A 25,393-nucleotide genomic window follows, 5' to 3' on the forward strand; every position below is an offset into this window, starting at 1 on the left:
CCGGGCCTTCGCCCTCGCCCCGGCCGGGCCCTCGCCCTCGCCCCGGCCGGGCCCTCGCCTCCGGCCCGGCCGGAACCCTGGTCCCGTCGGGCTACGCCGTAGCCGCCGGGGGGAGGGGGGCCAGGTGGCGGGACAGCCAGGTCGGTACGCCGCCCAGGAGGCGGTACAGGCGGCGGGCCTCCTCGCGCAGTCGTGAGGCCTCCGGCTCGGACTCCGCGTCCGCCAGGGAGGCCAGCGCGGGCGCCGTGCCGACCAGGTAGCCCAGTTCCTCACGGATCCGCAGGGACTCGGCGAAGCCGTGCCGCGCCTCCGCCAGCTCGCCGTCCCGCAGGGACAGGCCCGCCAGATGGCGCCAGGTGAAGGACAGCAGCAGCGCGTCGGAGTGCGCGACGGCGCCCGCGTGGGCCCGGCGGTAGGCGGCGCGTGCCGCCTGCGGGGAACGGGACAGGTTCTCCGCCAGCAGCCCGCGCCGGAAGTCCAGCAGGGCCCGCCCCGCCGACCCCGGCGGGATCAGCGCCGCCGCCCGCCCCAGCGCCGCCCGCGCCTCGTCCGCCCGGTCGCGCACCCCGTGCAGGGTGGCCGCGTAGGCGAGCTGGCCGCGTTCGCAGGCGGCCGCGCCGCGCTCCTCGTCGCCGGCCGCGAGCGCCTCGGCCGTGCGCAGCGCGTCCTCGGCGTCCTGCCAGCCCTGCTCGGTGTACAGGCACCGTTCCACCAGCAGCCCGGCCCGTTGCAGCGCGGCGGCCGCGCTGTCCGGTGGGAGCAGGGCCGCGGCGTCGGTCCAGCAGGCGCGTGAGCGCAACCGCCATACCGCGGTCTGGAGGGGATCGTCACCAGCGGTCGTTCCGTTACCAGACATGGCGGTATGCGCCACGTTGCCCTCCCCGAGCACGCCATCGAGCTGTGAGTGGTGGCGGCATTCCAGCACCAATCGCGGCGCCCGGCCAAGAGGTTGGTGAAGGTTTTCACAAAGTCGTGGTGGCCGGAGGACACTTGATCCCCTTCCGTCCCCCGGCCGGGTGACCTCAACTCATGCGCAGCGCCAGGAAGAAGTCCAGCTTGTCCTCCAGCCGGGACAGGTCACGGCTCGTCAACTGCTCGATCCGTCCGACCCGGTACCGCAGCGTGTTGACGTGCAGATGCAGCCGGGACGCGCATCGCGTCCAGGAGCCGTCGCAGTCGAGGAAGGCCTCCAGAGTAGGGATCAGCTCGGCACGGTGGCGCCGGTCGTAGTCGCGCAGCGGGTCCAGGAGACGGGCCGTGAAGGCCCGGCGGACGTCGTCCGGCACGAACGGCAGCAGCAGCACGTGCGAGGCGAGTTCCTGGTGGCCCGCGGCGCACACCCGGCCCGGCCGGGCCGCCGCGACCCGCCGGGCGTGCCGTGCCTCCTCCAGCGCCCCGCGCAGCCCCTCCGCCGAGTGCACGGCCGCGCTGACACCGAGCGTGAGCCGCCCGTCGTCGTTCAGCCCGGCCGACAGCGGGTCCCGTACGGACCCCAGGAGCGTGTCGGCGACGATGCCCGGCTCCGTACCGTCGCCGCCCGGCACGGCCGGCAGCGGTACGAGCGCGACCGCCTCGTCGCCGGTGTGGGCGACGGCGATGCGGTCCGAGGGCTCGGCGCCGGTGGCGAGCGGGTCGACCAGGATCTCCTCCAGCAGCGACTGGGCGGCCTGGCCGCCGTCGACGGTGCCGCCCTCCCACTCGACCCGGGCCACGACCACCTGCCAGTGCGGGGCCGCCCCCAGGCCCGGCAGCAGCACCGGGGCGGCGACCCGCAGCCGCGCCGCCAGCTCGGCGGGCGCGGCGCCCGTCTGCACCAGTTCGAGGATCTCCTGGGCCAGCCGCCGCCGGACCGTGCGCGCCGCCTCCCGCCGGTCCCGCTCGACCGCTATCAGCTGGGTGACGCCCTGGAGCAGGTCGAGCCGCTCCTCGGGCCAGTCCCCGGCGTCCGCCTCCACCGCCAGCAGCCAGTCGGACAGCACGCTCTCGCGCACGTCCCGGGAGCCCTGCGCCGAGCGGCCGCCGCCGCGGATCGGGAACAGCGAGTAGGTGGCGGAGCCGAGCGCCACCCGGTGGGGCGTGTGCCGGCCCGCGCGGGCGGCGCCCAGGTGTTCCGCCGCGAGCCGGGCGCACGCCTCGGCCGGCAGCTCAGGGCCCGCCGCCTTCGGGCCCGCGATCAGCCGGCCGGCGGGGGAGAGGACCCAGGCGCGCAGATCCAGGTCCGAGCGGAGCAGGTCCAGGACCACGTCCGGGCCGCCGCCCGTCGGGCCCGAGGTCATCAGCCGGCGGTGCCGGTCGACCACGGCCGCGAGGTCCCCGGCGCGCTCCCCGGACACCTGCCGCACCACATGCTCGGTGATCGTCGCGAACGCCACCGACTCGTGCACCGCGAACAGCGGCATCCGGTGCCGGGCGCAGGCCACGACCAGGTCCTCGGGCACGTACCCGAACTCCGCGGTACCGGCCGCGACGCCCGCCACCCCGGCCCCCGCCAGGGTCCGTACGAACGGTTCGGAGTCCTCGGCGTCCCGGCGCCAGGCCAGCCCCGTGAGCACCAGCTCACCGCCGGCCAGATAGCGGCTGGGATCCCTGAGGTCGGTGGTCATCACACCCTGCACGGTGCGGTCCAGCTCGTCCTCGCCGCCGAGCAGCCGCAGCCCCAGCGCGTCGGTGTCCAGCAGTGCGCGCAGCCGCATTCTCGTCGCCGCCGTTCCTTGTCTCGAAATCTACGATGAATCCTGAAGGCGTTTGTGGTGAGCACCCGGCGAGAGGGTGCTCGGCGCGGGAACCGGTCGTCCCGGGATGGCGGGGCGCGTCTCACGTTTCCACAGGAAAACCCGGAGGTTACTGATGGCCTCCGTTCATACGAATCTACAAGATGCCCGTGCTGGCCAGCCAACTCCTTCATGGTTTCCGTGACTGACCCCACTGGAGTACCGGGCGGTGTACTGAGCCCACTTCGCGTGAACAGCACAGGAACGAGCCCGGCCCGCCGCACCCTGACCGGCTCGGATCCGGACGGCTCACGAGACGACGACCCACAGGACGACGACTCGCGAGACGAAGACGAACGAGACGAAGACGAACGAGACGAAGAAGAGAGCCGGTCATGGACTTCCTTCGCCCCGCCAGCTGGGAGGAGGCGCTCGCCGCCAAGGCCGAGCACCCCAGCGCCGTGCCGATCGCGGGCGGCACCGACGTGATGGTCGAGATCAACTTCGACCACCGGCGGCCCGAATACCTGCTCGACCTGAACCGTGTCGGAGATCTCTACGAGTGGGAGGTCGGCGAGCGGAGCGTGCGGCTGGGCGCCTCGGTCCCGTACACGAAGATCATGGAGAACCTGCGCGGCGAGCTGCCCGGCCTGGCCCTCGCCTCGCACACGGTCGCCTCCCCGCAGATCCGCAACCGCGGCGGGGTCGGCGGCAACCTCGGCACCGCCTCCCCGGCGGGCGACGCCCATCCCGCCCTGCTGGCCGCGGGCGCCGAGGTCGAGGTCGCGTCGGTGCGCGGTACGCGCATGATCCCGATCGACGCGTTCTACACCGGCGTGAAGCGCAACGCCCTCGCCGCCGACGAACTGATCCGCGCGGTCCATGTCGCCAAGGCCGACGGGCCCCAGCAGTTCTCCAAGGTCGGCACCCGCAACGCCATGGTCATCGCGGTCTGCGCCTTCGGTCTGGCCCTGCACCCCGAGACCCGCACGGTGCGCACCGGCATCGGCTCCGCCGCCCCCACCCCGGTCCGGGCCAGGGTGGCGGAGGAGTTCCTGACCGCGGCGCTCGACGAGGGCGGCTTCTGGGACAACGGGAAGATCATCACTCCTTCGGTCGCCAAGCAGTTCGCCGACCTCTGCTCGGCCGCCTGCAACCCGATCGACGACGTCCGGGGCACCGCGAGCTACCGCAGGCACGCGGTCGCCGTGATGGCCCGCCGCACGCTGACCTGGACCTGGGAGTCCTACCGCGGCACCGCCGCCCGCACGGAGGGAGTCGCGTAATGCGCGTCAGTTTCACCGTCAACGGCTGCCCGCAGGAGGCCGACGACGTATGGGAGGGCGAGAGCCTGCTGTACGTCCTGCGCGAGCGCATGGGTCTGCCCGGCTCCAAGAACGCCTGCGAGCAGGGCGAGTGCGGCTCCTGCACGGTCCGCCTCGACGGTGTGCCGGTGTGCTCCTGTCTGGTGGCGGCGGGCCAGGTCGAGGGCCGTGACGTCGTCACGGTCGAGGGCCTGGCGGAGTACGCCAGACAGCGCGCGGAGCGCGGCGGCTGCCCCGCCCCCACCGCCCCCACCGCGGCCGCCCCCGCCGCGGCCACCGGCCCCGGAAGCCGCGCCGCGGGGACTCCGGGCCCCGCCGGGACCCCGCTCGACGAGGCCAGGCGCTGGGCCGCCAAGGGGCAGCACGCGCACACCGGCGAGGGCGTCGAACTCGCCCCGGTCCAGCAGGCGTTCATCGACGCCGGCGCCGTCCAGTGCGGCTTCTGCACCCCGGGCCTGCTGGTCGCGGCCGACGAGATGCTGGAGCGCAACCCCGACCCCACCGACGCGGACATCCGCGAGGCGCTCTCGGGCAACCTGTGCCGCTGCACGGGCTACGAGAAGATCATGGACGCGGTCCGCCTCGCGGCCGCCCGGCAGGCGGAGGCGGTCTGACCATGCCGACCAACGGCGTTCCCACCACCCTCACCCAGGGCTCCCGGACCAGGGGTGGCATCGGCGAGTCCACCCTCCGCCCGGACGGCACCCTCAAGGTCACCGGCGAGTTCGCGTACTCCTCCGACCTGTGGCACGAGGACATGCTCTGGGGCCAGATCCTGCGCTCCCCCCTCGCGCACGCCGAGATCGTCTCGATCGACACGAGCGAGGCCCTCGCCCAGCCCGGCGTCCACGCCGTCATGACGTACGACGACCTGCCGGCCGACGTGAAGCACTACGGCCTGGAGATCCAGGACACCCCGGCCCTCGCCCACGGCAAGGTGCGCCACCACGGCGAACCCGTCGCGATCGTCGCCGCCGACCACCCGGAGACCGCGCGCCGCGCCGCCGCGAAGATCAAGGTCGAGTACCGCGAACTCCCGGTCGTCACCGACGAGGCCTCCGCCACCGCGCCGGACGCGGTCCTGGTCCACGAGGGCCGCACCGACCACTACGCCAGTCATGTCCCGCACCCGAACGTCCTGCACCGCCAGCCGATCGTCCGCGGCGCCGCCGACGCGGCCGCGGAACGGGCCGACGTGATCGTCCGGGGCGATTACTGCTTCGGCATGCAGGACCAGGCCTTCCTCGGCCCCGAGTCCGGGCTCGCCGTGCCCGACGAGGACGGCGGCGTCCACCTCTACATCGCCACCCAGTGGCTGCACTCCGACCGGCGCCAGATCGCGCCCGTGCTCGGCCTGCCCGAGGACAAGGTGCGCATGACGCTGGCCGGCGTCGGCGGCGCGTTCGGCGGCCGCGAGGACCTGTCGATGCAGATCCACGCCTGTCTGCTGGCGCTGCGCACCGGCAGACCGGTCAAGATGGTCTACAACCGGTTCGAGTCCTTCTTCGGCCACGTCCACCGCCACCCGGCCCGCCTGCACTACGAGCACGGGGCGACCAAGGACGGCAAGCTGACCCATGTGAAGTGCCGCATCGTCCTCGACGGCGGCGCCTACGCCTCCGCGTCCCCCGCGGTCGTCGGCAACGCCTCCTCCCTGGGCGTCGGCCCGTACGCCGTCGACGACGTCGACATCGAGGCCGTCGCCCTCTACACCAACAACCCGCCCTGCGGCGCCATGCGCGGCTTCGGCGCGGTCCAGGCGTGCTTCGCCTACGAGGCGCAGATGGACAAGGTGGCCGCCCGACTCGGCCTGGACCCGGTGGAGTTCCGCCGGCGCAACGCCATGGAGCAGGGCACGCTCCTGCCCACCGGGCAGCGCGTCGACTCCCCGGCGCCGGTCGCCGAACTCCTGCGCCGCGTCAAGGCGATGCCGCTGCCGCCGGAGCGCCAGTGGGAGAGCAGCGAGGGCGCGGACGTACGGCAGCTGCCCGGCGGCCTGTCCAACACCACGCACGGCGAGGGCGTCGTACGCGGCATCGGCTACGCGGTCGGCATCAAGAACGTCGGCTTCTCCGAGGGCTTCGACGACTACTCCACGGCGAAGGTCCGGATCGAGGTCGTCGCCGGCGAGCCCGTCGCCACCGTGCACACCGCGATGGCGGAGGTCGGCCAGGGCGGTGTCACCGTCCACGCGCAGATCGCCCGCACCGAACTGGGCGTCACCCGGGTGACCATCGACCCCGCCGACACCAGGGTGGGTTCGGCCGGTTCGACCTCCGCCTCCCGGCAGACCTACGTCACCGGCGGCGCGATCAGGCACGCCTGCGAACTGGTCCGCGAGAAGGTGCTGGAACTGGGCCGCCGCAAGTTCGGCACGTACCACCCCGCCTGGGCCACGGCCGAACTGCTGCTGGAGGGCGGCAAGGTCGTCACCGACGGCGGCGAGGTGCTGCGGGACCTGGCGGACGTCCTCGGCGAGGAGAGCGTCGAGGTCGAGGCGGAGTGGCGGCACCGGCCGACCGAGCCCTTCGACCTGCGCACCGGCCAGGGCAACGGCCATGTCCAGTACAGCTTCGCCGCGCACCGCGCCGTCGTCGAGGTCGACACCGAACTCGGCCTGGTCAAGGTGGTGGAGCTGGCCTGCGCCCAGGACGTCGGCAAGGCGCTCAACCCGCTGTCCGTCGTCGGCCAGATCCAGGGCGGCACCACCCAGGGCCTGGGCATGGCGGTCATGGAGGAGATCATCGTCGACCCGAGGACGGCGAAGGTCAGGAACCCCTCCTTCACGGACTACCTGATCCCCACCATCCTCGACACGCCCACCATCCCGGTCGACGTGCTCGAACTCGCCGACGAGCACGCCCCGTACGGGCTGCGCGGCGTCGGCGAGGCCCCGACCCTGTCGTCCACCCCGGCGGTCCTCGCGGCCATCCGGGCCGCGACGGGTCTGGAGCTCGCCCGGACACCGGTACGCCCCGAGCACCTGACCGGGACGGCGCAGGAGCACCTGACCTGATCCGCCCAGGACCTGGACCGCCCGGCAGACAAGGAGACCGAGACATGCTGGACATCGCCGCGGAGCTGCACCGGTGGGTCGAGCAGGGCCGTGACTTCGCCGTCGCCACCGTGGTGGCCGTCGGGGGCAGCGCGCCCCGCCGGCCGGGCGCCGCCCTCGCGGTGGACGCCGACGGCACGGCGATCGGCTCGGTCTCCGGCGGGTGTGTGGAGGGTGCGGTGTACGACCTGTGCCGCCAGGCCCTCCAGGACGGCGAAGCGGTCCTGGAACGGTTCGGCTACAGCGACGAGGACGCCTTCGCCGTCGGTCTGACCTGCGGGGGAGTCCTCGACGTCCTCGTCACCCCGGTACGGGCGGGCGATCCGGTCCGGCCGGTGGCCGCGGCCGCGCTGGCCGCCGCCGCGCGCGGCGAGGCGGCGGCGGTGGCGCGGATCGTGCGGGGCCCGGCGGAACTCTCGGGGCGCGCCCTGCTCGTCCGGCCCGGGGGCGGATACGCCGATGGGCACGAGAGCCGGCGCGAGAGCGGGTACGGCGGCGGGTACGAGGGCGGTTTCGGCGCCCACCCCGAACTGGACCGCACGGTCGCGGCCGAGGCACGGGCACTGCTGGACGCGGGCCGCACCGGCACCGTGGAGATAGGAGAGCAGGGCTCACGCTGCGGAGCACCGCTCACGGTGCTGGTCGAGTCGTCGGTGCCGCCGCCCCGGATGATCGTCTTCGGCGCGATCGACTTCGCCTCGGCCCTGGTCAGGATCGGCAAGTTCCTCGGCTTTCGTGTGACGGTGTGCGACGCCCGCCCGGTGTTCGCGACCCGCGTCCGCTTCCCGGAGGCCGACGAGATCGTCGTCGAGTGGCCCCACCGGTACCTGGAGCGCACGGACGTCGACGCCCGTACCGTCCTGTGCGTACTGACCCACGACGCCAAGTTCGACGTACCCCTGCTCCGCCTGGCGCTGCGGCTCCCGGTCGCCTACGTCGGCGCGATGGGCTCGCGTCGCACCCATCTGGACCGCGACCGGCGGCTGCGGGAGGTCGGGGTGACGGAACCGGAGCTGGCGCGGCTCAGATCACCCATCGGCCTCGACCTCGGCGCCCGTACGCCCGAGGAGACCGCGCTGTCGATCGCGGCGGAGATCGTCGCAGCCCGGCACGGCGGCAGCGGGGTCTCCCTGACCGGCGCGCGCACCCCGATCCACCACGACGCACCGATCCATCACGACGTCGCGTCGACGAAGGCGGTGCCAGCGGTGTCAGCAGTGCCGTCGACGTCACCGCCGCCGGTCCGGATCGGTTCGGTGGCCTGAACCACCCGTCCGGGCCCAGCCGTTACTGCAGACCCGCGGTGTCCGCCGCTCCCATGGACACCGGCGGCTGGTCCGGCCAGGCGAACGCGTAGCGCGGGTCGCCGCCCCGCCGCACCCGCGCGTAGCGCAGCAGTTCGCGGGCGACGCCCGCGCTGCCCATCGCCCATCCGGTCTGCGGTTCGAGCTCGCTCGGGGTGGCCCGGTGCTCCACGTTCGACCAGCGTGCCCCCTCGGCGTCCCGGGTCGCCCGCGCGGCGAGGTCCGCGACCAGGAGCCGGGCGAAGTCCGGGGCGTCCCCCTGTTCGGCCAGCCGGTCGCAGGCCAGCGCCAGTACGCCCGAAGTGCCGCAGCAGCGGCCGTTGTTGTCCCAGAAACCGGGACGTGAGCGGTGCGGTAGCCCCGAGTGGGTGACGCTGTGCCAGCAGCGGTCGGCGAGGGCGGACCAGCCGGGCTCGCCGAGGACGTCCCTGAACAGCCGGAAGACCTGGGCGTCACCGGCCGGGCCGTGACACCAGCCGTAGCTGAACCGCCCGATCAGATCGGGGAGGTACTGCGGATCGGAGTGCGGGACGAGGAAGCCCGCGGGCCCGCCCACGTCCCGGGCCACCACGTCCGCGACCCCGGCCCGCGCCCGCTCGACCAGGTCCGCGCGGCCGGTGTCCGTCCCGACCCGGGCCAGGGCGTAGGCGATCCCGAGGGTGCCGTGCGAGACATGGTGCAGCCGGGCCGCCACGCCGCGCTTGAACTCCCAGGTGACACCCGCCCCGGTCGGCTCCGCCGTACGCACGTAGGGCTCCAGGGCGAGTACGGCGAGTTCGGCGTCGCCCGCCGCCAGCGCGCCCAGACCGATGCCCGCGTTGCCGCCCATCAGCTCGTACAGCTCGCCCCAGCGGCTGCCGTCGAAGCCGGACCGCACTCGTCGCAGGGCCCGGTCCGCCGCGGCCCCCGCCGCGCGCTCGCCCAGGTCGCGCTCGACGGCCCGCAGCACCAGGGCCATCCCGGTGAGGCCGAAGTACAGCGAGCAGTCAGGGTGTTCGTCGACGGCGGCGGCGAGGGAGCGCGCCGCGCGCAGTGCGGCGTCGGCGTAGGCGTCGTCGCCGAAGTGCCGCCACGCCTCCAGGAGCGCCGGGACGACACCGGCCGTCCCGTTGTAGAGCATCGGGTCGGTGTCGGCGTCCGAGGGGCGCACGGGCCAGCCCAGACCGCCGTCGCCGGTGTCCCGCGCGGTGCCGAGCAGCCAGCGCAGGGCGTCCGCCGCCAGGGCCTCGGCCTCCTCCGCCTCCCGCGCGTCCGCCACCGCGCCCGCCCGTCCCGCTTCCCCCGCCGCCCCCGTGTGCCCTGCCGTCCCTGCCGTCGCATTCCCCGGTGTCATCCGCCCACCCTCGCACGCGGCGGGGTGCCCGGCCAGGGGGTCGGGCACCCGGCACGAAGCGGTGCGGTCCGCCTCCCGTCCGCAGGCGCGCGGCGGGTATCAGGGCCTGCGCAGCAGGCGGTTGGCCGCCCGTCCGAACACCGTGCGCGCCGCCGAGCGCAGCAGGGGGTCGCAGAAGGACGGCAGCAGTCGCACCCGCAGCTCCTCGCGCCAGATCACCCGCGCCCGCCCGCCGGGCCCCGGCCGCACCTCGATCTCGGCCCAGCCCAGGACGATCCGGCCCCGCTTCTCCAGCCGGCACAGGCCCGCCTCGTCGCCGTCCGGCGGCCGCCAGACGGTGACCTCCATCCGGTCGTCGAAGGCGAGCGGACCGATCCCGGAACGCGCGACGATCAGGGTGCCCACGCGGGTCGGCGGGGGTGTGACCACGGTGACCCGGGTCAACGGGACCACGTCGCCGTGCCGGGGCCACACCGTGAGCCGGCGCCATGCCTCGTCGAGGGCGAGCGGCACCGTGCGTACGAGCTGGAAGTCGACCACGGGCCGATCGTAGGCAAGTGGGCGGTGACACCAGGGCGTTCGCCCTCGCGTCACCCGATTCGCCCAGTGCGCGGTCGTCGACGAGACGTACGAGGGGACGGCCCCGAAGGCCCCCGCACGCCCTGAGGGCCCCTCAGGGGCGGTACACCTCCCCGGGTTCCGCCCTGCCCGGTGCCAGCAGTTGCGGCACGGTGACGAACACGTATCCCCGCTCCTTGAGCGCGTCTATGATCCCCGGCACCGCGGGCACGGTTCCGGGGTAGATGTCGTGCAGCAGGATGATCCCGTCACGGGACGACTGCGCGAGGACCCGCTCGCGTATCAGGTCGGAGTCGTTCGTCGTGTAGTCCTTCGCGGTCACGCTCCACAGGACCTCCGACATGCCGAGCTCGCGGCAGATCCTGTGCACGGTGTCGTCGGTGCGGCCCTGCGGCGGGCGCATCAGGGTCGGCCGGTGTCCGGTGAGGCGCTCTATCTCCTCGTTGGGCCGCTCCAGTTCCGCACGTATCTCGTCCGGTTCGATCTCGGTGAGGATCCGGTGGTCCCAGGTGTGGCTGGCGACTTCGTGACCCTCGGCCGCCATGCGTCTGACGAGCTCCGGGTACTTCTCGATGTGGCGCTTGCCCAACAGGAAGAACGTCGCGTGGACCTGTTTCTCCTTCAGGATGTCCAGCAGCCGGGCGGAGTGCTCGCTCGGCCCGGCGTCGAAGGTGAGCGCGATGCACTTCGCCCTGCGGCAGTCGACGCTTCCGTAGCGGGCCTGGACGGTGGGGTGGGCGCGGGCGGTGCTCGGCGCCGTGGTCTCCAGCCGGGTGCACCCGGTCAGGGCCAGTGCCAGGGAGACGGCCGCCGCCGAGACGGTGACGGCACGCAACCCTGCCCCCGTTTCCTTCGTCTTGTTCTTCGCCGTGCGGCTCAGGATCTTCTTGGTCAGAGAAGGCATGCGGCGACTATACATAGACGGTATACACGGCGTGTATAGGGGGTCACCCGGTGTGAAGCGCGAGGTGGGCGACCTGCCGCCCGGCCCTCAGGACGCGTTCAGGTTCCCGGTGGCGGCGTCGGGCGCATGACATCCCGCACCCTCTCCGGCCGCCGGCTGCTCCGGAGCGAGGTCCCGGGGGCGATCGTCCACTTCTGGATCGTCAAGGTGCTGTGCACGACGGTCGGCGAGACGGCCGCCGACCTCCTCGACGCGAAGCTGGGCCTGGGCACGGTCGTCACCAGCGCGCTGTTCCTGGCGGTCATCCTCGGTCTGGTCGTGTACCTGACGGTGACGCGCAAGGACGTCACGGAAGCCGATGGCGGTGCGGACGCGGACGCGCAGGGCGGTGCCGCTGGCAGGGCCGGGTCCGGAGGGCTCACCCGGCGGGCAGGGTGACCGTGAACCTCGCCCCCGCGGTGTGCGCGGGGTCGTGGTGCACCTCGCCGCCGACCGAGCGGGCCAGGCGCCGCGCCAGCGGCAGCCCGAGGCCCGCTCCGCCGTGCCCGTCGTACGGATCGGCGCGCCGGCCCGGCTGGAACAGCTGCCCGAGGAACGCCTCCGGTACGCCCGGTCCGTCGTCGGTGACGTCGATCCGTACGGCGGACACGGAGTGGACGGCGGTGGGTCCGGCGTGGACGGCGGTGGGTCCGGCAGGTCCGGCGGGCCCGCCGGACTCGGTGTCGGGCAGGGGGTGTCCGGGCCAGGTGTGCCGGACGTGCAGGGTGACGCCCGAGCGCGCGTACCGCAGCGCGTTGGCGAGGAGCGGGCCGACGATCCGTTCCAGAAGGGCGGGGGACACGCCGGCCTCCAGCCGGTCGTCCGCCGCGGTGACGACGACCCTCGACCGCACCGGGCCCGTCTGCTGCGCGGCGAGCCGGCGCAGCACGGGCAGTACCTCGGCCGTGCCGGGAGCGGTCGCCGCGTCGTCCCTGGCCTCCTCCCGGGCGTCGCCCAACAGCGTGTCGCAGATGGTCCGCATCGACTCGGCGGCCTCGGTGATCGTGCGGTGCGCGGCCAGCGTCTCGGCCTCCGTACGCGGCCGGGAACGCCACCAGTCGAGCTCGGCGATGATCCGGCTCAGCGGGGTGCGCAGTTCGTGCGAGAGCTCCCCGGTCAGCCGCCGCTCGTGCCGCAGGACGGCCCGGATGCGATTCAGGAGCGAGTCCAGCGAGGCTCCGAGGCGGGCGAGTTCGGCGGGCTGCGCCACGGTGCCGAAGCGCCGCTCGGACTCCACCGCGCTCCACCGTATGGCCTGGTCGCTCATGTCCCGCACGGGCTGCAGCGCCCGCCCGACGGCCAGCCGGGTCAGGGCGTAGGTGCAGGCGAGCATCACCGCGTCGAGGGCGAGCGAGCCGAGCAGCAGCAGATCCGCCGAGCTGCGGTACGGCGACAGGTCCAGGGCCGTCACCACGGTCGCCGCGAGCCTGCCGTGCGGCACGGGCCGGGCGCACAGCCGGACCGGCCGGTCGCCCTCGACGGTCGTGCAGTCCCCGTCGGCCCGGGCCGCGAGCAGCCCGGCCGCCCGGCCGATCTCGGGGGCCGGGGAGGGGGGCTGTTCGACCGTCGTGGGCCCGGCGTAGATCCACACGTTGGTGTCGAGGAGTCCGTCGTCGGAAGCCTCCAGGACGCGTACGGTACGGCCGCCGGTGTCGACGGTCGTGGCGACGGCGGCCGCGCGGGCGCGCAGCTCGTCGTCCGCCTGGGCCTGGAGGTGGTGCCGGACGACGGTGTTGAACACCACGGTCAGGATCGTCATCAGCAGGGCCGCGGTGGTGAGCGCGACCAGGGAGAGCCGGCCGCGCAGGGTGCGCGGTACGAGGTGGGGGAGCGGGCTCCTCATGACAGACGGTGACCGATTCCGCGGGCCGTGGTGACGGTGAGCCGGCTGCCCGCGTCGCGCAGCTTGCGGCGCAGCCGGGTCAGGTACTGGTCGAGCGTGTTGTCGCTGACCTGGGCGCCCTCCGGCCACCCCGCCCGGACCAGCTCACGTCGGCGCACGATGTCCCCGGCCGCGGACATGAGCGCGGCCAGCAGCCGGAACTCGGTCGGCGTCAGCTCGACACGGCTGCCGTGCACCGTGACCGTGTGCCGTACGGCGTCCAGGACCAGGTCGCCGGCCGCGGCGGTCGGAGCGGGTCCGGCGCGGCGGACGGCGGCCCGCAGCCGGGCGACGAGCTCGGCGAGGTGGAACGGCTTCGGCAGATAGTCGTCGCCGCCCGCGGAGAACCCCGACAGCCGGTCGGCGAGCCGGTGGTGCGCGGTCAGGAACAGGACGGGGGCGGCGAAACCGTTGGCCCGCATCGCCTGGCACACGTCCCGCCCGTCCGCGTCGGGCAGCCCGACGTCCAGCACGGCCGCGGCCAGGCCTCCGGCGTCGGCCAGCCGCAGCGCGGTGGCGCCGTCGGCGGCGGGCACGGGCCGGAACTCCTCCTCCCGCAGTCCGCGCACCAGTACGTCACGCAGGGCGTGATCGTCCTCGACGACCAGGATGCGGGGGTTCATGGTCCTCCTGCATGGTGTGGCGGCCCGGCTCTTCCGGGGCGGCCGAGGGCGGACGGGTGAGGAGGCCGGCGGGCAGCCACCGCGACACCGCGCACAGGCACACCCCGAGCCAGCCCAGGCCGAAGAGCCAGCCGCCGACGACGTCGGTGAACCAGTGGACGCCGAGGTAGACGCGGGTCAGGCCGACCAGTACGCCCCAGCAGCCGACGGCGACGCGCAGCGCGGTGCCGCCGCGTGGGGCGCTCACGGTCAGCACGAGTATCAGCAGTCCGGCCGTCAGTGTCGCCGTGGTGGTGTGGCCGGAGGGGAAGGACCAGCCCGAGGCGCGCGTCGCCCAGTCCTGCCGCGGCGGGCGTGGCCGGTGCACCAGGACCATCACGGTGTACCGCAGCAACTGGCCCGAGACGAGACAGCCGACGGCGAGCGCGACGCCGGTCAACCGCTGTCGCGGGGTGCGGCCGAGCAGTACCCCGGCCAGCGTGGCGAGCAGGTACGCGATCACGCCGGTCCCGGTGGCGGTCAGCGCGCGGGCGACCGTCACGGCCACGGCCGGGCGGTGGGCCAGCGACCAGGAGTGCAGCGTGTCGTCCAGGAACAGCGGGGCGCCGTCGGCGCCGACGACGGCCAGGGTCAGCAGGCCGAACGCGGTCCAGGCCCCGAGCCCCACGCTGCCCGACAGCTCGGTGACGTCCGCGCGTCTCACGAGACGGCCTCCGGCACACGGACACGGATACTGATACGGAGGAGCGGAGCCGGGCCCATCAGCGCTCCGTCGCCTTCGCGCCGGTCCGCCCGGCCCCCGTACCGTCCGTCGGACCGTCGGCGCGCGCGGTCCCCGTACCGTCCGTCGGACCGTCCGTCGGACCGTCGGCGCGCGCGGTCCCCGTACCGCCCGTCCGCGCGGCCCGTCGGCCGCGGTACAGCTCCGCGGCGAGCGGGAGCAGCGACACCGCGACGATCAGCGCGACCAGCGGGAGCAGATAGTGGTCCACGTTCGGGACCGAGGAGCCGAGCGCGTACCCCGCGAGGGTCAGGCCCAGTGTCCAGACCAGGCCGCCGGCCACCTGCCACACGGTGAAGACCCGCCCCGGCACGTTCAGTGCGCCGGCGACCGGGTTGAGCACGGTCCGGACCACCGGAACGAATCTGGCCAGCAGGATCGCCTTCGCGTACCCGTACCGCTCGAGCAGTTCCTCCGCGCGCTCGGCGCCCTCGCGCAGCCGCACCGAGCGGGTGCGGGCCAGCAGGGTCCCGCCCGCCTTCCGGCCGAGCAGGTAGCCGACCTGTGAACCGGCCAGCGCGCTCACCGCCGCGACCACCAGCAGCGGTCCCAGCGACAGCTTCACCCCGCGGTCGGCGCTGCCGGTGCACAGCAGGCCCGCGGTGAACAGCAGGGAGTCGCCGGGCAGGAAGAAGCCGATCAGCAGCCCCGTCTCGGCGAACAGCACCACGCCCACGCCGAGCACCCCGAAGGCGGCCAGCAGCGACCGTGCGTCGAGCACGTTGACGGCGAGCTGCGACGATAGGTGGAGTGAGGTGGTCATCGACGCGAGGCCTTCCGGTGGGTGACAGCGGGAACGACTGCTTGTACAACCGCGTGAACAACTGCTCGAATGACTACAATGATGTAGACGGTCTACGACACTGTAGACGAATGTGGGGGGAGGTTCGTTCCCATGACCGAAGCCAAGGACGAACGTCGGCCGGCGGGTGAGCTGGAGGCCGCCGTCATGGCCGTGCTGTGGGCCGCGGACCTGCCGCTCACGGCGGGACAGGTGCAACTCGACCTCGGCTCCGGCCTGGCCCGTACGACCGTGACGACGATCCTGACCAGACTGCACGAGAAGGGCGTCGTGCAGCGGGAGCGGCAGGGCCGGGGCTTCGCCTACCACCCGGCCCAGGACCCCCAGGGCCTGACCGCCCGCCGGATGCACACCGAGCTCGACCGCGACAGCGACCGTGAGACGGTCCTCGCCCGCTTCGTCGCCCAGCTCGGGCCGGACGACGAGCGGGTGCTGCGCCAGCTCCTGGAGGCGGACGAGGCATGACCGTCACCCTGCTGATCGCCCCCCTGCTGCTGCCCTTCGCGGTGCCGCCGCTGGCCCGGCGCGCCCTGGAGGGGGTACGGCCCGTCGTCGCGCTGTGGACCCTCACCGTCTGTGTCCTGGTGCTCGCGGGCGCCTGCGTGGCCTCGCTGGGCGCCCTGGTCCTGACCGGGGTGCTCCGGGTGCCCGCCTTCGCCGCGCTCGGCGAACTGGTCCACCCGCTGAACGCCCCCTCCGACCTCGTCGTCCTGCCCGCCGCCGCGCTGGCCACCGGCGCGCTGACCCTCGGCGCGGTCACGCTCGTGCGCTCCGCGCTGCGCCAGTCGAGGGCGTTCCGCGTCGCCCGCCGGCAGGCCGGCCGGCGCCCCGCCGCCGGCGACCTCTGCGTGGTCGACTCCCCGCACCCGGACGCCTACGCCCTGCCCGGCCGCCCGCACCGCATCGTCGTCACCACCGCGATGCTGCGCAGCCTCGGCCCCAGGGAGCGCGACGCCCTGTTCGCCCACGAGCGTGCGCACAACGCCGGCGGACACCACTACTTCCTCGCCGCCGCCGAACTCGCCGCGCACTGCCACCCCGCGCTGCGCCCGGCCCGCGAAGCGATCCGGCTGGCCGCCGAGCGCGCCGCCGACGAGGCCGCCGCGAGCGCGGTCGGCGACCGGCGCCTGACCGCCCACGCCATCGCGCGCGCCGCCCTGGCGGGCAACGCCGCCCCCTCGCCCCGCCCGGACTTCGCCTCCGCGGCCACGACCGGCCCCGTCCCGCAGCGGGTCGCCGCCCTCCTCACCCCGCCCGGCCGCCCGTCCCGGGTGCCGCACCGCGTCGCCGCCCTGCTGGCCGCCTGCGCGCTGCTGTCCGGCACCGCCGCGTCCGCCGGCGTCCTGGACTTCCACCACGAGATCGAGGTCGCCCAGGGCGAAGCGGCCCGCTGACGGCCGGCCGTCGTCCGTACCGTGTGTTCACCCCACGCGGTACGGCCGGGCCCGCTCGGCGTCCAGGCTCAGCCCGAGCCCCGGCGCGCCGTCCCGGCCCGGGGCGAGGACACCGCCCGCCGGATCGAGCGTCCCGTCGAACAGCAGGCGCTCGATGCGGACGTGGTCGTGGAACCACTCCAGGTGCCGCAGATTGGGCACACCGGCCGCCGGGTGCGCGTGGGCGTGCGGGGCGCAGTGGCCGGAGATCTCCAGCCCGTGGCTCAGGGCGAGCGCGGCGACGCGCAGCCAGACGGTGATCCCGCCGCAGCGGGTGGCGTCCGCCTGGAGACAGTCGACGGCCCCGGCTGCCAGCATCCGCCGGAAGTAGGGCAGCGTGTAGCCGTACTCGCCCGCCGTGACGTCGGCCGTGACCCGGCCGCGGACGAACGCGAGGTCCGTCAGGTGGTCGGAGGAGACCGGCTCCTCGAACCAGGTGACGCCCTGACCGTCCAGCCCGGCCGCCACCCGCACCGCCTGCTTCGCGCCGTACCCCCCGTTGGCGTCCACGTACAGCTCCGCGGCGTCACCGACGCTTTCCCGGGCCCGTGCCACCCGACGCAGGTCCCGGACCTCGCACCGTCCCCAGGACTCCCCGATCTTGATCTTGACGCGGGGGATGCCCTCCCCGTCCGCCCAGCCGCGCAGCTGCCGGTCCAGCCGGTCCTCGTCGTACGTCGTGAAGCCGCCGCTGCCGTACACGGGCACCTCGTCGCGGGCCGCGCCCAGGAGGGTGACGAGCGGCAGCCCCAGCAGCCGGGCCTTGGCGTCCCACAGAGCGATGTCCACGGCCGAGACCGCCTGGGCCGCGATCCCCGGCAGGCCGGCGTTGCGCACCGCGCGCTGCATGGCCTCGTTGGCGCGCGGCACGTCGGGGGCGGGCAGGCCGGTGACGGCGGGGGCGAGCAGCTCGTCGACGGCCTTCGCGGCGGCCGCCGGGGCGTACGTGTAGCCGAGCCCCGTGACCTCGCCGCAGCGCACGGTGACCAGGACGAGGGTGGTGCTGTCCCAGGCCAGGGTGCCGTCCGCCTCGGGGGCGTCCGTCGGGACGGTGTAGACCGCGACGTCCACCCGCTCGACGACCGGGGCGTCGCTCACCGCTGCCCCGTGGTGTGCCGGTGCGGCAGGAACTCCTGCACCTTCGCCTTGAAGCCCTGCCGGACCATCGCCGCCCGGTCGCTGTCGCCCTTGAGGACGGCGGCCGCGGCGGACTCGATCTGGTCGAGGGTGGCGTGCGGCGGGATCGGCGGCACGGCCGGGTCGGTCACGAAGTCGAGCACGCACGGCCGCTCGGCGGCGAGCGCGGCCTCCCAGGCGCCCCGCACCCCGTCCGGGCTGTCGATCCGCATCCCGGCCAGGCCCAGCGAGCCGGCGAAGTCGGCGTACGCGACGTCCGGGATGGACTGCGAGGGCAGGAACTGCGGGGCGCCCTCCATCGCGCGCATCTCCCAGGTCACCTGGTTCAGGTCCCGGTTGTTGAGGACGGCCACGATCAGCCGCGGATCCTCCCACTCCCGCCAGTACTTGGCGACCGTGATCAGTTCGGCCATGCCGTTCATCTGCATCGCCCCGTCACCGACCAGCGCGATCGCCGGCCGGTCGCCGTGCGCGAACTTGGCGCCGATGGCGTACGGCACCCCCGGCCCCATGGTGGCCAGCGTCCCCGACAGCGTCCCCCGCATCCCGTCCCGCAGCTTCAGGTGCCGGGCGTACCAGTTGGCGGCCGAGCCCGAGTCGGAGGAGATCATCACGTCGTCCGGGAGCAGCCCGCTGAGCGTGTGGGCGACCAGCTCCGGGTTGACGGGGTCGGCGCCGACGGCGGCCCGCCGCTCCATGACCTCCCACCAGTCCCTGACGTTGGCCTCGATCTTCTGCCGCCAGGAGGGGTCCTCCATCTGCTCCAGCAGCGGCAGCAGCCGGCGCAGGGTCCGGGTGGCGTCGCCCACGAGGTTGACCTCGAAGGGGTAGCGCATCCCGACCATGTGCGGATCGAGGTCGATCTGCACGGCCCGCGCCTTGCCGAACTCGGGCAGGAACTGGGTGTAGGGGAAGGACGACCCGATCACGAGCAGGGTGTCGCACTCCATCATCATCTCGTACGACGGCCTGGTGCCGAGCAGGCCGATCGCGCCGGTGACGTAGGGCAGGTCGTCGTCGAGGGCGTCCTTGCCCAGCAGCGCCTTGGCGATTCCGGCGCCGAGCCGGTCGGCGACCTCCTTGACCTCCGTCCGGGCCGCGCGTGCTCCCTGGCCGATCAGGATGGCGGTCTTCCCGCCGGAGTTGAGGACGTCGGCGGCCCGCCGCAGATCGTCGTCGTCCGGCACGGGCGCGTAGTGCGGCATGCCGAGGCTGGAGGGCACCATCTTGAAGGCGTGTCCGGGCGCTTCGTAGTCCAGCTCCTGGACGTCGGCCGGGATGATCAGGGCGGTCGGTGAGCGGCGCGCCATGGCGGTGCGCATCGCCCGGTCCAGCACGTTCGGGAGCTGCTCGGGGACGGTGACCATCTCGCAGAAGTCCGAGGCGACGTCCTTGTACAAGGACACCAGGTCCACTTCCTGCTGGTAGGAGCCGCCCATGGCGCTGCGGTTGGTCTGCCCGACGATCGCGACCACGGGGACGTGGTCGAGCTTGGCGTCGTACAGGCCGTTGAGGAGATGGATGGCGCCGGGCCCGGAGGTGGCGGCGCAGACGCCGACCCGGCCGGAGAACTTGGCGTAGCCGACGGCCTCGAAGGCGGACATCTCCTCGTGGCGGGACTGGATGAACCGGGGCTTGTTCTCCGCCCGTCCCCAGGCCGCGAGCAGGCCGTTGATGCCGTCGCCGGGGTAGGCGAAGACGTGCTCCACGTCCCACTCGCGCAGCCGCTGGAGGAGGTAGTCGGAGACTTTCGTCGACATGTTCGAAAACCTTTCCTTGAGTCCTGAGTGACGTGCGGCTTACCGGCGGCGCAGACGTCGTACGGCTCCCAGCGCGGCCGTGGCCGTGAGCGACCCGGCGACGGCGGTGGCCGCCCAGCGGGCCGTGCCGGAGGGTTCGGACGGCCGCCGGGCCAGCCGTTCGGGATGCTCGCTCGGCAGGGGCCCGTCGAGCGCGAGGGCCAGCGCCTCCGCGAGGTGCAGGGCCCGGCGTCCGGTGCCGCCCTGTTCGATCTGGGTGCGGCAGCTGAAGCCGTCGGCCAGCACGAGGCTGTCCGGGGCGGCCGCGCGCACGGCCGGGAGTACCCCCAACTCGCCGACGGCCATGGAGACTTCGTGATGCCCGCGCTCGAAGCCGAAGTTCCCGGCGAGACCGCAGCAGCCCTCGTCCAGGACGTCCGCGTCGAGACTGGCGCGGTCCATGAGCTCGCGGTCGGCGTCGAACTTCATGATCGCGTGCTGGTGGCAGTGGGTCTGCACGACCGCCTGCCGGGCGAGGAAGGGCGGCCGCCAGCCGTCCGGAGCGTGGTCGACGAGCTGCTCGGCGAAGGTGCGGGTCTGCTCCGCCAGCCGCCGTACGTCCTGCTCCTCGGGCAGCAGTTCGGGCGCGTCGGACCGGAAGACGGCGGTGCAGGACGGCTCGAGACCGATGACCGGGGTGCCCGCGTCGAGATAGGGGCGCAGCGTACGCAGCGTACGACGCAACACGCGTTTCGCCATGGCGAGTTGGCCGGTCGAGATCCAGGTCAGACCGCAGCACACGGGTGCCTCGGGGACGGCGACCCGGAAGCCGGCGTCCTCCAGTACCCGTACCGCCGACATCGCGACCGAGGGGTGGAACCGGTTGCTGAAGGTGTCCGGCCACAGCAGCACGGTCGCGGGATCCGCCGGATCCGGCTGCCCGGCACCGAGCGAGCGCCACCACCGTACGAAGGAGCGCTCGGCGAACACCGGGGGCCGACGCGCCCCGTCCACCCCGGCGAGCGCCTTCCCGACCCGGCCCAGCCCCGGCGCGTGCAGTGCGCTGTTCGCCAGCTTCGGCGCCCGCTCGGCCAGTCGGGCCCAGACGGGCAGCCAGCCCATCGAGTAGTGGGCGGCGGGACGCGGCCGGCCCGCGTAGTGATGGGCGAGGAACTCGGCCTTGTACGTGGCCATGTCCACGCCCGTCGGGCAGTCGGACTTGCAGCCCTTGCAGGCCAGGCAGAGGTCCAGGGCGTCGCGGACCTCGGTCGAGCGCCAGCCGTCCTCGACCGCCGAGTCGGGGTGACCGTCGAGCATCTCGAACAGCAGCCGGGCCCGCCCGCGGGTCGAGTGCTCCTCCTCCCGGGTGGCCCGGTACGAGGGGCACATCACGTCGCCGTGCAGCCCACGGCAGTTGCCGAGGCCGACACAGCGCAGCACGGCCCGGGTGAAGGAGTGGTCGTCCTGCGGAAAGCCGAAGTGGGTGTCGTGCGGCCGCGGCCGCCAGTCGGGTCCGAGCCGCAACTGCCCGTCCACCGGCTGCGGATCGACGACCTTGCCCGGGTTCATCCGGTCGCCCGGATCGAACAGCGCCTTGAACTCGCCGAAGGCGCCCACCAGTCGGGTCCCGAACATCCGGGTCAGCAACTCGCCCCGGGCCTGTCCGTCACCATGCTCGCCCGACAGCGAGCCGCCGTACGAGACGACGAGGTCGGCCGCCCGTTCCAGGAAACGCCGGAAGTCCGCCACGCCCTCCGCGGTCTTCAGCCCGAACGGGATCCGGGTGTGCACACACCCCTGCCCGAAGTGCCCGTACAGGGACGGATGGTCGTAGTCGAAATCCTCGAACAGCGCTTTGAGATCCCGCAGATAGTCGCCCAGACGCTCGGGCGGCACGGCCGAGTCCTCCCAGCCCTCCCAGGTCTCCCGGCCGTCCGGCGGCCGGGCGGTCACCCCGAGCCCGGCCTCCCGCGCCCTGAGCATCTTCTGCTCGCGCCGCGGGTCGTCGGAGAAGGCGACCGAGCCGTCCTTCTCCGACCTGCCGATCGCCTTCAGCAGGGCGTCGGCCTGTCCGTCGACGTCGTCCTGACTGTCCCCGGTGAACTGCACCAGCAGCCAGCTGCCCGCCTCGGGGAGGGTGCGCAGCGAGTCGAGGTAGGCGTGCTCCTCGCGCATCAGCTGCGCCATCCGCCCGTCCAGGGCCTCCAGCTGGCCGGGAGAGCAGTGCTCCAGCAGCGCGGGGACGTCGTCGGCGGCCCGGCAGATGTCGTCGTACCCGAGCACCAGCAGCGACTCGCACGGCGGTACGGGCACCAGGTCGAGCTCGGCGTGCAGGACGGTCACCAGGGTGCCCTCGCTGCCCACCAGGGCCCTGGCCACGTCGAAGCCGTTCTCGGGCAGCAGCGAGTCGAGGTTGTAGCCGGAGACCCGGCGCGGGAGCTTCGGGAAGCCGCGCCGGATCTCCCCGAGGTACTCGGTGACCAGGCGGTCGAGACCGTCGTACAGCTCGGCCCGCCGGCCCCCCTCGGCGGCGATCCGCGCCCGCTCCTCCCGCGAGGTGGGCCCCACCCACATCCGCAGGCCGTCGTAGGTCAGCACCTCCAGCCGGCGCACGTTGTCGACCGTCTTCCCGTACGCCTGCGCGGACGCCCCGCACGAGTTGTTTCCGATCATGCCGCCCAGCGCGCAGTGGCTGTGGGTCGACGGCTTCGGGCCGAACATGAGGTGGTGGTCGGCGAGCCGCCGGTTGAGTTCGTCCAGGACGATGCCGGGCTCCACCACACAGGTGCGGGCGTCGGGGTCGACGGAGACCAGCGCCTTGCAGTGCTTGCTCCAGTCGATGACCACGGCGACGTTCGTCGTCTGCCCGGCGAGACTCGTCCCGCCGCCGCGCGACAGCACCGGGACGTCGAAGCGCGCGCACAGCTCCACCGCGTGGGCACCGGCCTCGACGGTCCGGGGGACGACCACGCCCAGCGGGACCTGACGGTAGTTGGAGCCGTCCGTGGAGTAGGCGCCCCGGCTGCCGGCGTCGAAGCGGACCTCGGCGTCCACCCCCGCGCGCAGGGCCGTGACCAGGTCGTCGAGGGACCCGTCGGGAACGTGTGTGCTCATGGTCGGCCTCCGGCCTGGTGCGCGGCTTCGTCCGGTACGCGCCCTCGGGTACCCCGAAAGTCCACTTCCCGCGCCGTCACGATCCGGGCGCCCATGTTGCGCTCCATCATTTCCAGCGCGGCGGCCCCCAGATGCGGATGGATCGAGGCGACGGCGTCCCTCGGCACCGCGACCTCCAGATGCCGGATGTGCGCGTCCAGGGCGGAGTACAGGACGCACTGCTCGGTGACCTGGCCGGTCAGCACCACCAGGCCGACGTCCAGGCGCCACAGCAGATAGGCCATGGGGGTGTCGTAGAAGATCGAGTGCCGGGCCTTCACCACGAAGAGCGAGTCGTCGTCCGGCCGGATCGGCTCCACCAGGCCCCCGTACGGGCGCGACAGCGCGGTCTCGACCAGTTCCCCGTGGTGGGAGCGCCACAGTCCGAAGTTGTCGTTCGCGTAGATCACCGGCACGTCCGCGTCCCGGGCCCGGCCGATCAGGTCCGCCAGCACGGGCACGATCCGCTCGGCGGCGGGTCTCAGCAGTTCGGCGTCCTCGTGGTCGTAGGTGTTGATCATGTCGATCACGACGAGCGCGCTGGCGCCGAAGCCTGGCATCACGCCTCCCGGGGGGAACATCTCGGCCGTCCCGTCCGGGTACCCGTTCTGCTCCGAGTGGCGCGAGGTGAGGAGCGGGTTTCGGGGAGAAGGGGCGAGAAGAGGGGTGCAGGACGTTTGACGTCGGCGTCCGTGGTCACGCGCCATATGGGGCCAGAACGGGTCACCGACGCCGACCGGGAAGAAGGAGTGTCATGACCGAGATCCACACCACCACCGACTCGGGCGCACCGGCGGAGAGCGACGAACATTCACTGACCGTCGGCCCCGGCGGACCGATCCTGCTGCACGACGCCTATCTGATCGAGCAGATGGCCCAGTTCAACCGGGAGCGCATCCCCGAGCGCCAGCCGCACGCGAAGGGAAGCGGCGCGTTCGGCCACTTCGAGGTGACCCACGACGTGAGCCGCTACACCAAGGCGGCCGTGTTCCAGCCGGGCACGCGTACCGACCTGGTGATCCGGTTCTCGACCGTGGCGGGGGAACGGGGCAGCCCGGACACCTGGCGCGACCCGCGCGGCTTCGCGGTGAAGTTCTACACCAGCGAGGGCAATTACGACATGGTCGGCAACAACACGCCGGTCTTCTTCGTCAAGGACCCGATGAAGTTCCAGCACTTCATCCGGTCCCAGAAGCGCCGCGCCGACAACAACCTGCGCGACCACGACATGCAGTGGGACTTCTGGACGCTCTCGCCGGAATCCGCCCACCAGGTCACCTGGCTGATGGGGGACCGCGGCGTCCCGCGGACCTGGCGGCACATGAACGGCTACTCGTCGCACACGTACATGTGGATCAACGCCGACGGCGAGCGGTTCTGGGTGAAGTACCACTTCAAGACCGACCAGGGCATCGAGTTCTTCACCCAGCACGAGGCCGACCAGATGGCAGCCGTCGACACGGATTACCACACGCGTGACCTCTTCGAACACATCCGTGACGGGGACTTCCCCAGCTGGACCCTGCACATGCAGGTCATGCCGTACGAGGACGCCGCGGGCTACCGCTTCAACCCCTTCGACCTCACCAAGGTGTGGCCGCACGGCGACTACCCGCTCATCCCGGTCGGCCGGATGACGCTCGACCGCAACCCGACCGATCACCACGCCGAGATCGAGCAGGCGGCCTTCCAGCCGAACAACCTCGTCCCCGGCATCGGGCCGAGCCCGGACCGGATGCTGCTGGCCCGGCTGTTCTCGTACGCGGACGCGCACCGCCACCGGATCGGCGGCAACTACCAGCAGCTTCCCGTCAACGCTCCCGTCGTCGACGTCCACAGCTATTCCAAGGACGGCGCGATGGCCTACCGAAAGACGACCGACCCCGTCTACGCCCCGAACTCCAAGGGCGGCCCGGCCGCCGACACGGCCCGCTACGGCAGTCCGCCCAGCTGGGCGGCGGACGGCGAGATCACCCGCGCCGCCTACGTCTCCCACCCGCAGGACGACGACTGGGGGCAGCCCGGCACCCTGGTACGCGAGGTGATGGACGACGCGGCCCGCGACCGCCTGGTCGACAACGTCGTCGGGCACCTGCTCAACGGGGTGAGCGAGCCGGTCCTCGAACGTGCCTTCACCTACTGGTCGAACATCGACGAGAACATCGGCAAGCGCATCGCCGACGGCGTGCGGGCGAAGTCCGACGAGAAGGACCCGAAGGCGGCGGAGCAGGGCAACCCCGCGCGCGGCACCATGCAGGACAAGGCCTAGCCGTCGCAGCACCAGGACCTCACGGAGATCAGCGGTCGCGAGAGGAGCATCCCATGAAGACCCCCGACAAGCGCGACACACGCCAGGCCGACGAGCAGACCCGGGAACGGTCCGCCGAGCAGCGCACCGTCACCGCGCCGACACCGCGTGACGTGCGGGAGAAGGCCGAGAGGCACGCCGAGCACGACGCCCCGCCCGGAGAGGACTCCTGACCGGACCCTTGACCGGTAGCGGCGGAATACCGCGCGCCGATGTGGTGCTCTTGGCTTACCGGTGCGTGAGCGCGGCGAAGGGCTGGTGGGCAGATGACGGCAGACCGGACGG

Annotated in this window: 22 protein-coding genes; 9 read left to right on the forward strand and 13 right to left on the reverse strand. The window is 73.2% G+C overall.

Going from position 1 to position 25,393, the window contains the following annotated elements:
• Nucleotides 1-91 precede the first annotated feature (91 nt).
• Together ACWC24_RS34115 and ACWC24_RS34120 are read right to left on the reverse strand one after the other, a co-directional pair.
• Nucleotides 92-871 carry a hypothetical protein gene (locus ACWC24_RS34115; protein WP_375969657.1) on the reverse strand — a complete coding sequence of 260 codons (780 nt, stop codon included), beginning with the start codon at nucleotides 869-871 and terminating at the stop codon, nucleotides 92-94.
• A gap of 151 nt (nucleotides 872-1,022) precedes the next feature.
• The gene (locus tag ACWC24_RS34120) at nucleotides 1,023-2,693 is read right to left on the reverse strand and encodes a PucR family transcriptional regulator (protein WP_450666782.1); all 1,671 of its coding nucleotides are present in this window, start codon (nucleotides 2,691-2,693) and stop codon (nucleotides 1,023-1,025) included.
• A 413-nt stretch (nucleotides 2,694-3,106) separates the two neighbouring features.
• Here ACWC24_RS34120 and ACWC24_RS34125 point away from each other — a divergent pair, with 413 nt between their 5' ends.
• Genes ACWC24_RS34125 through ACWC24_RS34140 form a run of 4 tightly spaced genes read left to right on the forward strand, consistent with a single transcriptional unit; the run spans nucleotide 3,107 to nucleotide 8,356 of the window.
• Nucleotides 3,107-3,997, forward strand: coding sequence for an FAD binding domain-containing protein (locus ACWC24_RS34125; RefSeq protein ID WP_450666783.1), 891 nt, complete (start codon nucleotides 3,107-3,109; stop codon nucleotides 3,995-3,997).
• A complete protein-coding gene (locus ACWC24_RS34130) occupies nucleotides 3,997-4,650 on the forward strand; it encodes a (2Fe-2S)-binding protein (protein WP_450666784.1) in 654 nt (217 codons plus the stop codon). The genes ACWC24_RS34125 and ACWC24_RS34130 overlap by 1 nt, the downstream gene beginning before the upstream one ends.
• Nucleotides 4,651-4,652: 2 nt before the next feature.
• A complete protein-coding gene (locus ACWC24_RS34135; RefSeq protein ID WP_450666785.1) occupies nucleotides 4,653-7,052 on the forward strand; it encodes a xanthine dehydrogenase family protein molybdopterin-binding subunit in 2,400 nt (799 codons plus the stop codon).
• 44 nt (nucleotides 7,053-7,096) lie between these two features.
• Nucleotides 7,097-8,356, forward strand: coding sequence for an XdhC family protein (locus ACWC24_RS34140; protein WP_450666786.1), 1,260 nt, complete (start codon nucleotides 7,097-7,099; stop codon nucleotides 8,354-8,356).
• Nucleotides 8,357-8,378: 22 nt separating this feature from the next.
• Here the strand turns inward: ACWC24_RS34140 and ACWC24_RS34145 are convergent, their stop codons facing one another.
• The 3 genes from ACWC24_RS34145 to ACWC24_RS34155 all read right to left on the reverse strand — a co-directional run bounded on the left by ACWC24_RS34145 (nucleotide 8,379) and on the right by ACWC24_RS34155 (nucleotide 11,211).
• Entirely contained in the window at nucleotides 8,379-9,728 is a 1,350-nt protein-coding gene (locus ACWC24_RS34145) for a lanthionine synthetase LanC family protein (RefSeq protein WP_450666787.1), read from the reverse strand.
• A 99-nt stretch (nucleotides 9,729-9,827) separates the two neighbouring features.
• A complete protein-coding gene (locus tag ACWC24_RS34150) occupies nucleotides 9,828-10,268 on the reverse strand; it encodes an SRPBCC family protein (RefSeq protein WP_450666788.1) in 441 nt (146 codons plus the stop codon).
• Nucleotides 10,269-10,401: 133 nt separating this feature from the next.
• Nucleotides 10,402-11,211, reverse strand: coding sequence for a polysaccharide deacetylase family protein (locus ACWC24_RS34155; RefSeq protein ID WP_450666789.1), 810 nt, complete (start codon nucleotides 11,209-11,211; stop codon nucleotides 10,402-10,404).
• Between the two features lie 126 nt (nucleotides 11,212-11,337).
• On the opposite strand from ACWC24_RS34155, the gene ACWC24_RS34160 reads away from it, so the two are divergent.
• Nucleotides 11,338-11,649 carry a hypothetical protein gene (locus ACWC24_RS34160; protein WP_450666790.1) on the forward strand — a complete coding sequence of 104 codons (312 nt, stop codon included), beginning with the start codon at nucleotides 11,338-11,340 and terminating at the stop codon, nucleotides 11,647-11,649.
• Here ACWC24_RS34160 and ACWC24_RS34165 read toward each other — a convergent pair.
• From ACWC24_RS34165 to ACWC24_RS34180, 4 genes are read right to left on the reverse strand one after another with little or no spacing between them, the layout of a single operon-like run.
• On the reverse strand, nucleotides 11,630-13,093 hold the full coding sequence (locus tag ACWC24_RS34165; RefSeq protein ID WP_450666791.1) for a sensor histidine kinase: 1,464 nt from the start codon (nucleotides 13,091-13,093) through the stop codon (nucleotides 11,630-11,632). The genes ACWC24_RS34160 and ACWC24_RS34165 overlap by 20 nt on opposite strands.
• The gene (locus ACWC24_RS34170; protein ID WP_450666792.1) at nucleotides 13,090-13,755 is read right to left on the reverse strand and encodes a response regulator transcription factor; all 666 of its coding nucleotides are present in this window, start codon (nucleotides 13,753-13,755) and stop codon (nucleotides 13,090-13,092) included. Before ACWC24_RS34170 ends, ACWC24_RS34165 begins: the two co-directional genes overlap by 4 nt.
• Entirely contained in the window at nucleotides 13,709-14,458 is a 750-nt protein-coding gene (locus ACWC24_RS34175; protein ID WP_450666793.1) for a phosphatase PAP2 family protein, read from the reverse strand. The genes ACWC24_RS34170 and ACWC24_RS34175 overlap by 47 nt, the downstream gene beginning before the upstream one ends.
• 58 nt (nucleotides 14,459-14,516) lie before the next feature.
• The gene (locus tag ACWC24_RS34180) at nucleotides 14,517-15,299 is read right to left on the reverse strand and encodes a DedA family protein (protein ID WP_450666794.1); all 783 of its coding nucleotides are present in this window, start codon (nucleotides 15,297-15,299) and stop codon (nucleotides 14,517-14,519) included.
• 132 nt (nucleotides 15,300-15,431) lie between these two features.
• On the opposite strand from ACWC24_RS34180, the gene ACWC24_RS34185 reads away from it, so the two are divergent.
• Together ACWC24_RS34185 and ACWC24_RS34190 are read left to right on the forward strand one after the other, a co-directional pair.
• Entirely contained in the window at nucleotides 15,432-15,803 is a 372-nt protein-coding gene (locus ACWC24_RS34185) for a BlaI/MecI/CopY family transcriptional regulator (RefSeq protein WP_450666795.1), read from the forward strand.
• Nucleotides 15,800-16,732: a M48 family metalloprotease gene (locus ACWC24_RS34190; RefSeq protein ID WP_450666796.1), complete on the forward strand. Its 933-nt coding sequence runs from the start codon at nucleotides 15,800-15,802 to the stop codon at nucleotides 16,730-16,732. Before ACWC24_RS34185 ends, ACWC24_RS34190 begins: the two co-directional genes overlap by 4 nt.
• Before the next feature lie 27 nt (nucleotides 16,733-16,759).
• On the opposite strand, the gene ACWC24_RS34195 is transcribed toward ACWC24_RS34190, so the two are convergent.
• The 4 genes from ACWC24_RS34195 to ACWC24_RS34210 are packed head-to-tail and all read right to left on the reverse strand — an operon-like array spanning nucleotide 16,760 to nucleotide 23,360.
• Complete coding sequence (locus tag ACWC24_RS34195) at nucleotides 16,760-17,869, reverse strand: enolase C-terminal domain-like protein (protein WP_450666797.1); 1,110 nt, start codon at nucleotides 17,867-17,869, stop codon at nucleotides 16,760-16,762.
• Nucleotides 17,866-19,668: a thiamine pyrophosphate-requiring protein gene (locus ACWC24_RS34200; RefSeq protein WP_450666798.1), complete on the reverse strand. Its 1,803-nt coding sequence runs from the start codon at nucleotides 19,666-19,668 to the stop codon at nucleotides 17,866-17,868. Before ACWC24_RS34200 ends, ACWC24_RS34195 begins: the two co-directional genes overlap by 4 nt.
• A gap of 39 nt (nucleotides 19,669-19,707) precedes the next feature.
• Nucleotides 19,708-22,761, reverse strand: a complete 3,054-nt coding sequence (locus tag ACWC24_RS34205) for an FAD-binding and (Fe-S)-binding domain-containing protein (protein ID WP_450666799.1) — start codon at nucleotides 22,759-22,761, stop codon at nucleotides 19,708-19,710.
• Nucleotides 22,758-23,360 carry a cysteine hydrolase family protein gene (locus ACWC24_RS34210; protein WP_450666800.1) on the reverse strand — a complete coding sequence of 201 codons (603 nt, stop codon included), beginning with the start codon at nucleotides 23,358-23,360 and terminating at the stop codon, nucleotides 22,758-22,760. Before ACWC24_RS34210 ends, ACWC24_RS34205 begins: the two co-directional genes overlap by 4 nt.
• Nucleotides 23,361-23,554: 194 nt before the next feature.
• Between ACWC24_RS34210 and ACWC24_RS34215 the strand changes: the two genes are divergently transcribed.
• Together ACWC24_RS34215 and ACWC24_RS34220 are read left to right on the forward strand one after the other, a co-directional pair.
• Entirely contained in the window at nucleotides 23,555-25,069 is a 1,515-nt protein-coding gene (locus ACWC24_RS34215; RefSeq protein ID WP_450666801.1) for a catalase, read from the forward strand.
• Nucleotides 25,070-25,122: 53 nt separating this feature from the next.
• Nucleotides 25,123-25,281 carry a hypothetical protein gene (locus tag ACWC24_RS34220; protein ID WP_450666802.1) on the forward strand — a complete coding sequence of 53 codons (159 nt, stop codon included), beginning with the start codon at nucleotides 25,123-25,125 and terminating at the stop codon, nucleotides 25,279-25,281.
• The last annotated feature ends 112 nt before the right edge of the window (nucleotides 25,282-25,393 follow it).

It is taken from the genome of Streptomyces sp. NPDC001443, assembly GCF_053597355.1.